Origin of the sequence: Micromonospora sp. NPDC000121, from assembly GCF_042899165.1 — a bacterium.
Taxonomy (GTDB): Bacteria; Actinomycetota; Actinomycetes; order Mycobacteriales; family Micromonosporaceae; genus Micromonospora.
In genome coordinates this window covers 294419-306794 of sequence record NZ_JBIAZP010000005.1, presented here as the reverse complement: position 1 = coordinate 306794, position 12376 = coordinate 294419, and the positions used below count along the sequence as shown (strand labels likewise).

The window sequence follows — 12376 nt, the reverse complement described above, 5'->3', positions numbered from 1 at the left end:
ATGTTCCGGCGGGTCCCGTGCCCGACGATCGCGAAGCAGACGACGGGCCTGAACATCGTTCAGGCCCGTCGTGCTCGGCGGATGCCGGCGTCAGCCGAAGGACTTGACGCCTCTCCAGTCGTCGCCCAGGACGACCTTCACCGGATTTCCGACGTTGGTCTTCAAGGGGTGGTAGACCCGCATCATCCCGTCCGTCCCGGACCGGGCCCAGAGATCGGGCACCCCGTCCCCGCTCACATCCGGAATGCTGACGACCGCGCTCATGTTCGCCTCCGTCCAGGCCGTCCCGTAGGAGACGTCTCCGTTTCGGGAGTTGACGGCCTGCTTGAGTGAATTCAGGTCCACGCTGCCCGGGGTCGAGCCCGGCAGCCCGTGACGGACGTACATGTTGCCGTTGTCCAGGTTGCGCCAGAGCAGGTCCGGCGTGCCGTCCAGGTCCACGTCCGCCACGTTGAGGACCTCCCGGCGGGCCCATGCGGTGCCCTCCATCAACGTCGCCTGCTGGAAGCTCGCCCCTGTGTAACCGCTCAGGGTCCAGAAGGCGGGCCCGGCCCGCAGGACCAGGTCCGGGAGCTTGTCGCCGGTGATGTCGCCGACGGCCTTGATCTGCGTCCAGGTCGCCGGGTTCGGCGCGTCGGACGGCAGCAGGACCCGCAGCCGGTTCTCCACGTTGAAGCTGCCGTATCCGTCACCCGGGTAGAGCCAGAAGCCGCCGTCCGGGGTGCGGGCGAACAGATCGGTTACGCCGTCACCCGGGTAGGCGTCGGAGTGCTTGGTGATCAGGGCGGCCTTGCCGGTGGCCAGGTCGAACCAGTGCCCCGTCGGGTTCAGCTTCTGGTCACCGCTGTACGAGGCGGATAGCCAGCCGTACAGCTCGCCGCCCACGTCGCCGGCGTAGTTGCGCAGGTTGCCCGAGGAGTCGACGAGGATCAGGTCGGCGATCCCGTCGCCGCTCGTGTCGCCGGGCGCGTCGCCCACCTCGCTCGGCGGCACGTAGAAGGAGTAGTCGGTGCGGGCGCTCCGGTTGCCGACCGCGTCGTAGGCGTACACGTGCAGGGTGGTGGGGCCGGCGTGCCGCGGCTTCAGGTCGGGCACGGTGGCGGTGCCGGCGGTGGCCGACACCGGCACGGTGCCGACACTCTCGAAGGAGTAGGTGAAGCTGACTGCGCCGGCGGCGGTGAACGTGATGGGGCCGGTCTCGCCGAAATTCACCGTCGACCAGGTAGCACCGTCGGGGGTGGCCTGCTTGAACACCTCGCTGGTGACGTCCGGCGCCGGTGGTGCAGAGGCGTCGATGGTGATGCGGCAGGGCTCGGTGCCGGGCGGGTAGTAGGAGGACGAGGCACCCGCAGAGTCCTCGGCGCGCACATCCCAGGAGTAGGTGGCCTTGTCCTCCAGACTGGTGGAGGGAATCGTCAGGCTGCCCTTGCCGCTGCTCAGACTGGTGACCAGGGTGCCCGCAGGAGCGGTCGTGCCGTTCTTCCAGAAGCGGAAACGCAGACCCGACAGGTTGCCGTCGGGATCGGTCGCGCTCGCCGAGAGGACGATGTTCGTCTTGGCCACCGTGGCGCCGCCACCGGGGCCGGGCACGCAGGCGCCACCCGGCGACGTGGTGCCGTTCGTCGGCTCGTTCGGCGTCCGGTTGTAGACCACGTTCAGCTCCGCCGAGGAGACCTTGAACTTGCGCCAGGTCAGCGTGTCGGACTCGCTGGTGGCCTGCATGCCGAGCGTGATGCTCGACCAGCCGCCGGTGGCACCCTGCTGGGCCGCGTTCTTCACGTCGAAGCTCACGTAGTCGTCGCTGCAACTGCTGCCGTAGCCGAAGGCGAAGGACCGCTTCTGCTGCAACGTCCTCCAGACCGGCTGCTTGTTCCAGGTGGTGCCCGAGGAGATGGCGTCGGTGAGCCAGAGTTGCATCTCACGGGCCGTGCAGTTCCACGAGTGGTTGTTCAGCACCTTGAAGCTGGCCGAGGTGACCGTCGCGCCCTTGAGGCTGCTGCTGTAGCCCATGCGCCAGAAGGAGCGCGCCCGCAGCGGCGTCTGCTCCTCGTAGCCCACCCGGGCGTCCGTGGTGCCGGAGTTGAAGTTGGTGCCGTTCCAGGTGTTGGTGTTGGGATGCTGCGAATAGACGGTCGCCCAGGCCTGCTTGCCGGTGATGAGGGTCGGGTCGAGGAAGACGGGGAAGCGCACGTCCTTGCCGGTGAGCAGGCCGGTGGCAGCGGCGTCCAGGCGCAGGCGGGCGTCGCCGGTGCCGTCGCCGCCGAGACGGGTGGGAATCCGGGCCTGGCGGGCGCCTGGCTCGGCGCCGCTGAGGCCGGAGAGCGACAGCACGTCGGCGGCGGTGGCCACCGCGGTGCGGGGAGCGGCGTCCGGCGCTCCAGGATCCCGACCGGCGGAGTCCCAGGCGAACGGGGTGGGGATCGAGCTGATCTCCTCACCGCTGACCCGGTCGAGGGCCCGGACACCGCCGGTGCTCACGTCGTGGCGGAAGACGAGGGTCGCGGAGCGCAGGCCGTAGGTCACGGCGCTGACGGCCCTGATCGTGTCGGCCGCCCGGTTCTTGACGATCAGCAGCTGGCCGAAGCCGCCCTCCTGCCGGGCGACGACGAGCAGGTCCGCTCCGGGAAGAACGTCGGGGTAGAGGGCGCGCGGCCCGTCGAGCACCGGCTCCGGCAGCGGACCCGGCCACGTGTACGCGATGGTGTGGCCGTCAACGTCCACCTCCGCCAGGACGGTTCCGGTGCCGTCGGCACTCCCGGCTGCGGTGGCGCCGCCGGAGAAGCGCACAGGGTAGGGGGTGTTCACCGGGCGTACGTCGAGGTCACCAGCGGTGTCCCGAGCGCGCGTCAGCGTGTTGTCGAAACCGACCCACCGGCCCGTGGCGTCCTTCGCCCGCTGGGGCGTCGCGTGGATCGTGGTGCGCAGTTGCCCGCTCGGGAGCGCCCAGGTGAGGGAGGTTGCGCTCGTGGCTGTCTCCACGAGCACGTCGTTGCCCGTGCGGCGGGCGTCGGCCACGGCGGTTGCCTCGTCCCGAGGGACGGGTGCCGGCACGGCGGCGATGGCCGTCCGGGGCTTGTCGGTCCCCGGCCACCATGGCAGCAGACCAGCGACGAGTGCGGCCAGCAGGAGGCCCAGGGTGAGGGCAAGCCTCGTGCGGGTGCGCACGAACGGGCTGAGCAGGCGAGACGCAGTCACAGCGGGTCTACTCCCGTGAGGCCAGGCGGACAGGGGAAGGCACGGAAAAGCAGCCCCGTCCGGCGGGCCGTGGGGCAGAACGCGGGCACACGATCGCACGGCGCAGGGGCCTTTCGTCCATCCCAGGAAAGTTATGAATCCGTGATGTCCGGCCCGGGCTAACTGTGCGCTACGTCTGAAATCGATGTTGTGGGGCGGTTTTGGCCGTGTGGAGTGACGGGAGCGAGCCGCCTCACCCGCATCCGCCCGAATCCTTGCCATCGGTGGCCTCTCGTCCTGATAAAACCGTGGCGGAGATCACTCTGCGCTCGCTTCCGTCACTTTCCGCGATCTTGAGCAGGGGCTCCTCGTGGCGCAGAGTGCTCACGCACGTACCGCACCTGGGGCGTGCCCCTTCTCGCGGTGTTTCCGCGCCTTCTCTTTCGTCTTCGCGCCTGGTGGGGGTCGACGCGCATGCGTGGTACCGGTTTGCTGTCCCGGCGGTGGCATGGCCGACGGACCCCGACGGAGCCAGGTCAGCCCCGGTGGCGTCGTGCCCGTACGGCGATGGTGCTGTCCCTGTCCACGATCCTGGTGGGCACCATGTTGCCCGCCGAGGCGTGGGCGGTGCCCGGCCCCGGCATGAGCCGCGAGGCGAACCGGCTCGACCTGCCGGACGTTCCGCAGAGCGAGCGGGTCGGGCAGGACGAGACCGCCGAGACGAACCTGACCACCGCCGACCCGATCCCGGTGGTCCCGTACGAGCCCAAGGCCGTCATCCCGTGGCAGCAGGACAGCGGAGCCGTGGACCTGACCGGCCTCGCACCCGGCGCCACCAAACCGGTCGACGACCTGCCGGTGGCCCTCGGCGTGCCGGAGGGCGGTGACGCGGCCGCCCTCGCCGGCACCTGGACCGTCGACCTCGCCGCCCCCGAGGCGTCCCAGGTCGCTGGCGTGTCGGGCCTGATCATGAAGATCACGCCGCCGGTCACCGCCGACCCGGCCGCCCAGGTCGCCCTCAGCGTGGACTACACGGACTTCGCCGACCTGTACGGCCCACAGGCGGCAGACCGCTTCGGCGTCATGCTGCTGCCCGACTGCGTCTACGACGCCCCCGACACCGGCGACTGCGCTGCCGACGGCGGCACGGGGACCATGTTCGCCGCCCCCGGCGCGGACTCCGCGCGGGCGGTGTCCAGCGAGGTGGAGCTGGTGCCCGCCAAGAAGGCGCCCACCCGGGCCAGGGCCGCCGGCGACGCGCCGACGCGTCGGGTCGTCACCGGCAGCGTGCCGGTCGGCCCGCTGCTCGGCACCGAGGGCGCAGTCTCCTCGGCCACCGGGTCCTCCAGCCGCGCGGCCCAGACCTCGACGGACTCGAGTGTGGTCGGCGTGCTCGACACCGGAGCCTCGGCGGCCGGCGACTACACCGCCACCCCCCTGCTGTCCTCGGGTTCCTGGGCCGCGGGCGCCTCCTCCGGCGCGTTCACCTACTCGTACCAGGTGCAGGTGCCCGAGACGGCTGGCGGCCTGATGCCGAAGGTGGCCCTGTCCTACTCGTCGCAGTCGGTGGACGGTCGCACCTCCGCCACCAACAACCAGGCCTCCTGGATCGGCGACGGCTGGGACTACAACGCGGGGGCGATCACCCGCAGCTACGCGAACTGCCGGCAGGACTCGAAGAAGCCGGGCGCCAACAACGCCACCCACCGGACCGCCGACCTGTGCTGGGGCTCCGACAACGCCACCCTGTCCCTTGCCGGCATGACCACGGAGCTGGTCTGGGACAAGTCCAAGGATGCCTGGTTCACCGCCAACGGCGACGGCTCCAAGGTCCAACTGGTGAAGGACGCCAGCCTGGCCAACGGCGACGCCGACGGCGAGTACTGGATCGTCACGACCCGGGACGGCACCCGCTACCACTTCGGCCGCCACCGCCTGCCCGGCTGGTCCGACAACGGCACCGCGGCCGACGACCCGGTCACCAATTCCGTCCTCACCGTGCCGGTGTACGGCAATCACCTGAACGAGGACTGCTACCTGGAGGGCAACTGGGCCGGCTCGGTCTGCACCCAGGCCTGGCGGTGGTCCCTCGACTACGTCGAGGACATCCACGGCAACGCCATGTCCCTGTGGTGGGCCCGCGAGACGAACCACTACGCCCGGAACTTCAACTTCAAGGACCCGGTCGGGTACGACCGGGGCGGCTACCTCACCCGCATCGACTACGGGCAGCGCCGGGACACCCTCTTCTCGGCCGCGCCCCTGGCGCAGGTCTCCTTCGCCGTCGAGGAGCGCTGCTTCGCCGAGGGCTCGCTGACCTGCTCCGAGGCCAACTTCGCCAGCACGGACCCGAACAAGTACCGCATCTGGTACGACACCCCGGCCGACCTGCGGTGCGCCGACGACCAGAAGTGCTGGAACGCCTCGCCGTCGTTCTTCACCCGTAAGCGCCTGGACAAGATCACCACCTCGGCGCAGCGGCGTCCCGAGACGACCGCCCTTCAGGTCGTGGACGAGTACCAGCTCAAGCAGTCCTTTCCGGTCCTGAGGACCGGCCCCAACACCGCCCTCTGGCTGGAGTCGATTGCCCGCACCGGCCATGGCCGCAGCGGCGCGGCCGACGACAGGAGGACCCTCAACGCGGTGCGCTTCGAGCCCAACGCCGAGGACATGCCGAACCGCGTCAAGCGGGACCACCGCCCCGGCTTCTCCCGGCTCCGCATCGCACGGGTGATCAACGAGTACGGCGGCGAGACGGTAGTCACCTACAAGCAGCCCGTCGACAGCTGCGTCAACGGCAGCGGCCTGCCCGGCAAGGACGACACCGCTGCCTTGAAGGCCAACGAACGGCTGTGCTACCCGGCCTTCTGGCACCCGGACCCGGCGGTCGAGGAGATCGACTGGTTCCACAAGTACGTCGTGGACAGCGTCGAGGAACTCCCCGCCGTGGACGGCGCGTACGGCACCATCACCCGGTACGCGTACGAGAAGCCGGGATGGCGGCTCGCCGAGCAGGAGTTCACCAAGAAGTCGACCCGCACCTACTCGCAGTTCGCCGGCTTCCAGCAGACCACAGTTCTCACCGGGTCGGACGACCCGGAGATCGGCAGCAAGCGGACCAAGGCTGTCACCCGCTACTTCCGCGGCATGGGCGACACCGTGTCCATGACAGACATCACCGGCGCCGAGATCGCCAAGGACGAGGAGCCCTTCGCGGGCCGTGTCGCCGAGGAACTCACCTACGCCAGCGCCGACGACGCCGACACCGCGTGGCTCACCCGCATCGTGACCTTCCCCGAGGCGCAGGAACTCGCCATCCGCACGCGCGACGACGGGCTCAGCCCGCTGCGCTCCTACCGGGTCACCGAGCCCCGGCAGGTCTCGTACACCAGGTCCTCGGGCACCGGCGACGACGACCGCACGCTCCGCACCGTCGAGACCCGGACCACCTACGAGGACGGGCTGCCGACGCACATCGAGTCCCTCGGCGACACCGGCAGGGACGGCGACGAGTCCTGCACCTTCGTCGAGTACCTCCAACACCTCGACAAGAACCTCATCGGCCTGACCAAGCAGACCCGCAGCAGCCCCACGACCTGCGCCGCCGCCACCTTCGACGACCTGAGGACGCTGAGCGCCGCAGGCCGCGTCGGCTACGACGGCCAGGCCTACGGCGTGGCCCTCGGCAGCGCCACCCGTGGCCTCGCCACCCAGACCTGGTCCCTCAAGGCCGACGGCTCCGGCTTCCAGAACGACGGCACCACCACCTTCGACGGCATCGGCCGCGTCCTCACGCGCACCGATCCCGACGGCAAGACGTCGAAAATCACCTACGCTCCTGCGGTCGGCCAGGCGTACTCGGTCACCGAGGAGAACTCGCTGGGGCACAGGCAGGTCCGGGAGTTGGACCCGGGCCGCGCCGTCACCCTCAAGACCACCGACCTCAACGGCCGCGTCAGCGAGGCAAAGTACGACGCGCTGGGCCGCCTCGTCGAGGCCTGGGGCCCCGGCCGCACCCCGTCCACCACGGCCGTCCCGGACTTCCGGGCCGAGTACGCGACCCCCGTCGGCAAGCCGCCGTACATCACCACGTTCAGCCGAGGGCACGAGAACCGGATCCAGACCTCCGTCACCCTCTACGACGGTCTGGGCCGTGAGCGGCAGACCCAGGAGGAGGCCACCGGCGGCGGCCGGCTGATCACCGACACGCTGTACAACAGCTCCGGCGAGGTGTGGCAGACCAACAACGCCTACTTCGCCGAGGGATCACCCATCGGCCAGCTGTTCACGCCACTCGCGGACACGGCCGTGCCCAACGTCACCCGCTACACCTACGACGGCCTGGGCCGCGTGACCAAGGAGATGCCCGTCCTGGGCGGCGTCGACGCGCCGTCGCGCGCCACCAGCTACACGTACGGCGCCGACCACTCCACGGTGATAAGCCCGGTGGGCGCGGTCTCCTACCGGCTCTACACGGACGCCCTGGGCCGCACCACCCGCGTGGACACCTTCACCAACAACGCCCACACCACCTTCACCTCCATGCGGTACGAGTACGACCAGCGCGGCCAGATGGTGAAGGCCACCCACTCCGCCGACCCGACCCGCCCGTGGACCTGGACCTTCGACCAGCGCGGCCGGATGGCGACGGCCACCGACCCGGACACCGGCACCACCCGGATGACGTACGACCACCGGGACCGGCAACTGACCGTCACCAACGCCCGCGACGTCACGGTCTGGAACGGCTACGACGAGCTGTCCCGCCCGACGCAGCAGCGGCTCGGCGACAGCGGCGGGTCGCTGTTGGCCGAATACACCTACGACTCGGTCGCCGGCGGCAAGGGCTTGCCCGCCAGCGCGACCCGCTACACCGACGGCCTGCCGTACACACAGACCATCGGTGGCTACACCAACGACTACCAGCCCACGTCCACCACCCTCACGCTGCCGCAGTCCATCGCCGACATATGGGGACTGCGGGCCACCTACCAGTACGACTACACCTACACCGACACCGGCCTGCAGGAGTCGGCCACGCTGCCCGCGGTCGGCAACTTCCCGGCTGAGAAGATCCTGGTCCGCTACACCAAGGACGGCCTGCCGCTGTCGGTGTCCGGCAACGGCTGGTACGGCTCCGAGACCGTCTACTCGCCGTACGGGCAGGTGCTGCGCTCCACCCTCGGCGCGCAGCCGTACCGGGTGTGGACCATGGCGTCCTACGACGACGCCAGCGGCGCCCTCACCGACCAGCAGGTCTACCGGGAGCAGAAGGGTGACTCGTCCGTCGGCGGCGCCAACCTCGTCTCGCACCGCTCCTACTGGTACGACGGCGCGGGCAACGTCCTCGCGATCCAGGAACGTGCCACCGCCATCGCCGAACGGCAGTGCTTCCAGCACTCGCTCGGTCGGCTGAAGACGGCCTGGACGGCCAAGAACCAGGCGTCGTGCGCCCCGGGCCCGGTCAACACGGACGGCACCCTCAACGTGGCGGCCGGCACCGACGAGTCGGGCTACTGGCAGGAGTACGAGTACGACCTGCTCGGCAACCGCACGCAGTTGGTGGAGAAGAGTCTCGATGGCGTCGCCACCAAGGACGCGACCACCACCTACGCCTACGGCCAGGCCGACGGCAGCCAGCCCCGCACCCTCACCAAGGTGACCAAGCGCTACAAGACCCCGGCGAACGCCGAGGTCGTCACCGAGGCGAAGCGGCTGTACGAGCTGACCGGCGAGACGAAGTCCGTCACGTCCAACACCGGCAGCCAGCAGGAACTGTCCTGGACCCACGACGGCCAGATCGACCGGATCACCGGCCAGGGCGGCAATGGCCGGACCGCGTACGTCGGCCACGCGAACAAGTGCCTGGACGTCCACGGCGACCTGGCGAAGGCCAACCAGCCGATCCATCTCTACACGTGCAACGGCACGAACGCGCAGAGATTCAACTTCACCCCGACCGAGATCACTAACGACGACCCGAACCTGGGCACCCTCTCCCCGTACGACAAGTGGTGCGTCCAGCCGACGGCCAACACGGCCGGGTCGCCGCTGCAACTTCAGGCGTGTGACGGTTCGGCCGGACAGCGCCTGGAGCGCACCTTCACGAACCAACTCAAGCACACCGCCTCCGGCCTGTGCCTCGCCGTCAAGGACGCGGCCACGGCCGACGGCACTCCGATCGTGCTGGCCGCCTGTGAGGCGGCCCCGACGCAGCAGTGGGACGCGCAGGACGAGACCCGCCACATCTACGGCCCCGGCGGCAGCCGGCTCCTGACCATCCAGGGACGGCAGGCCACCCTCAACCTGGGCGAGTCCCAGGTCACCGTCCAGAAGGGCGGCATACGAGCGCTGGTCAACACCCAACGCTCGTACGCCGCCCCCGGCGGCACGGTGGTGCGCTACGCGCACAGCACCTCGTCCCCCAGCCTCGTCGCCCTCGCCGGCGACCACCAGGGCAGCCCGTACCTCGAGGTCGCCCTCCACGGCACGATGCCGACCCGGATCCGCAAGCAGGATCCGTTCGGCAACCAGCGCGGCGCCGCGTCCCTGGCCGCCGGCATGCAGACCAACACCGGGTTCCTCGGCGCGGTGCGGGACGATGCCTCCGGCTACACCCCGCTCGGGGCGCGCCTCTACGACCCGGAGGTCGGGCGCTTCCTCTCCGCCGATCCGGTCCTGGACCTGGCGGACCCGGCACAGTCCAACGGGTACACGTACGCGCACAACAACCCGGTGACGCACTCGGACCCCAGCGGTCTTTCGATCTCGCTGACCGCCTCGGAGACGGCGGCGGCCCTGGCGGGCGCGGGTCTGTCGCCGGCCATGGTGGCCCAGGCTCAGGCCAACATGGGGCGCTCACTCCTGTCGGTCATCCTCGACTCGGCCTGGTACGTACTCAAGGAGTTCATCGGCATCAACGACGCCATGAACTGCTTCGGCGGCGACATGTGGGCGTGCGGCAGCCTCATCATCGGGGCGATCCCGTGGGCCAAGCTCGGCAAGATTCCGGCCGTGATCAGGGCCATCGACCGGACGATCGCCGCGATCCAGGCATGGCAGGCGGCGAAGAAGGCCGCCGAGGCCGTGCTGGCTGCCGCCCGCGCGGCGGAGGCGGCGGCGCTTAACGCCAAGAAGTTGGCCATCGAGCGGGCGAAGAAGGCCGCGCAGGCGGCGAAGAAGAAGGCCGCCGAAAAGGTCAACACGACCAGCAACCGTGCGACCAACTCCACGAAGAAGACTGGCAACCCGGTCCAGAAACAGGCCCAGTCCAAGTCCAACCCGAAGGGCTCCTCCGCCAGCGGCGGGAAGTCCGGCGGTGGCGGCAAGGGGAGTTCCAAGCCTGGCGGTTCCTCGGGCAGCTCCGCACGCGGCAACGGTGGCTCCAGCGGTGGTGGCGGCGCCGGCAAGGCGGACGATTCCTGTCTCATCAACAGTTTTGTCCCGGGCACCAAGGTGCTCATGGCGGACGGCTCCACCAAGCCGATCGAGGACGTCAAGCCGGGCGACAAGGTGCGAGCCACCGACCCCGAGACGGGCCGGACCCAGGTGGAGACGGTCACCGCGACCATCAAGGGTGACGGTGTCAAGCACCTGGTGAAGGTCACCATCGACACCGATGGCGAGCGCGGCTCGGATACGGCCGAGGTCACCGCAACCGATGGTCACCCGTTCTGGGTACCGGAGTTGGACGAGTGGATCGACGCCACCGACCTGCGGTCCGGCCAGTGGCTGCGGACCAGCGCCGGTACGCACGTCCAGATCGCCGCGATCGAGCGCTGGAGCGTCCTGCGCGCCACCGTCCACAACCTGACCGTCGCCAACATCCACACGTACTATGTGCTGGCAAGGGCCACGCCGGTCCTGGTGCACAACTGTGGCTCTGAGGCCAGAGCCGCAGCGCAATCAGCACCCGCAGACGCCACGATGAGCGCGGCAGCCCGGTTCCGAGGTACCGATATGGTTTCGACTGGTCACTCTGGTCATTCGTCTCGCCCGGCCTATTTCGAGCCCGAGATCGATTCCGCTCTCGCGGATGGCGGGCAGATCGCCGGCCGAGGCGCCGACAACTGTGCTGAGATTCGAGCCTGCAATGCTCTGATCGCAGAACATGGAGCCGAATTCGAAGATCAAGTCGGACGCTCGCTGCGGTTGAGTGACATTGAATTCTTGACTGTTCGCAGCGCAACCGGCGCCCCGGAAGCCGCGTGCCTATCCTGCCAAAGTGTTCTCGTGCGGCGTGGAGCGACGGATCTGTCAAGATGAAAAGGATGCGTGATTCGGAGCTGGCGGATTTCCTCAGATCGTTCGGCTGGGAGGTGGCTGGGGTGTCGCCCGAAGCGGATGCCATCACCACAGGTCTGGGGCGAGTCGGCTTCGACTGTCATGAGGAGGGCAGAAGCTTTTTAGGTGAGTATTTCGGCCTGAAAATCAACCATCTTCCGTCACTCGTCATAGCCGGAAAGAGGATCACAAGCTGGACGCTTTTCGATCCATCTGCTGTGTGTACTGCCCGGGACGCGGGCATCGCTCATCGGTGTGCGGAGGTGGCTGGCACCGCTCTCCTTCCAGTTGGAGTCGACAGCTTTCATCTGACCGTATATTCGGGAAGTGATGGAGAGTTTTATGCGGGGTTTGATTCGTCGGTCTATTGGTATGGGGAAGATTGCAATGCGCTGTTCTCGATGATGAAGGACGGAGCCCGTCCGATTCCTTTGGGTGAGTGGACGGTCCAGTGAGAACGGGGTGCGGCTTCCCTGTCGATAAGAAGGTTGTGCTGGCAGGCAACATGGAGTGGCTGAGAGATCAGCCGCCGTCCAGCGAGGTGCCCAAGCCTCTGAGTGCCCCGACGGAATCGCCTGCCTCAACCTCGGTGTGCAGATGATCGGCAGTAACGTTGTTGGTAGCCACGTGGTCGAGCTCGCCGCGCAATACATGGTCGAACATGCGGCTCGAACTGTGGACATGAGCCACCCCTGGGCTTTCGGCAACAGTTTGAGCGAGGCCGGGATTCTTCTGAGGGACTGCTTGTGGACTACGAGGCGTGGATAGCGTTCGAAACCGCCTACCAGGCGTCCGACAGGCGGGTCGACCAGGTGCGAGACGAGAGGGAGAAACTGAAGGCTGCCCTACGTGGGGCCACTGACGCTCTCATACGTTCCTGGATTGAATAGCTGAGTAGCTCGGTGGGAGGCGCCGGAGG

The 12376-nt window shown here is 68.7% G+C and carries 4 protein-coding genes; 2 read left to right on the top strand and 2 right to left on the bottom strand.

All coding sequences use genetic code 11. The annotated features are described in order from the left end of the window. Window positions 1-90 precede the first annotated feature (90 nt). Complete coding sequence (locus ACFY23_RS17330) at window positions 91-3195, bottom strand: DNRLRE domain-containing protein (protein WP_350680104.1); 3105 nt, start codon at window positions 3193-3195, stop codon at window positions 91-93. Between the two features lie 453 nt (window positions 3196-3648). Between ACFY23_RS17330 and ACFY23_RS17325 the strand changes: the two genes are divergently transcribed. Both ACFY23_RS17325 and ACFY23_RS17320 read left to right on the top strand, forming a co-directional pair. Continuing rightward, complete coding sequence (locus tag ACFY23_RS17325) at window positions 3649-11439, top strand: ricin-type beta-trefoil lectin domain protein (protein ID WP_350680102.1); 7791 nt, start codon at window positions 3649-3651, stop codon at window positions 11437-11439. Window positions 11440-11444: 5 nt separating this feature from the next. After that, the gene (locus ACFY23_RS17320) at window positions 11445-11912 is read left to right on the top strand and encodes an SUKH-3 domain-containing protein (protein WP_350680100.1); all 468 of its coding nucleotides are present in this window, start codon (window positions 11445-11447) and stop codon (window positions 11910-11912) included. Window positions 11913-11979: 67 nt separating this feature from the next. Here ACFY23_RS17320 and ACFY23_RS17315 read toward each other — a convergent pair whose 3' ends face one another. Next, on the bottom strand, window positions 11980-12120 hold the full coding sequence (locus ACFY23_RS17315) for a hypothetical protein (RefSeq protein WP_350680098.1): 141 nt from the start codon (window positions 12118-12120) through the stop codon (window positions 11980-11982). Window positions 12121-12376 lie beyond the last annotated feature (256 nt).

Excerpts from the sequence above, each read along its gene's own strand:
- ACFY23_RS17325 (WP_350680102.1), top strand. The coding sequence starts at position 3,649 with ATGCGTGGTACCGGTTTGCTGTCCCGGCGGTGGCATGGCCGACGGACC.
- ACFY23_RS17320 (WP_350680100.1), top strand. The coding sequence starts at position 11,445 with ATGCGTGATTCGGAGCTGGCGGATTTCCTCAGATCGTTCGGCTGGGAG.
- ACFY23_RS17315 (WP_350680098.1), bottom strand. The coding sequence starts at position 12,120 with ATGTTCGACCATGTATTGCGCGGCGAGCTCGACCACGTGGCTACCAAC.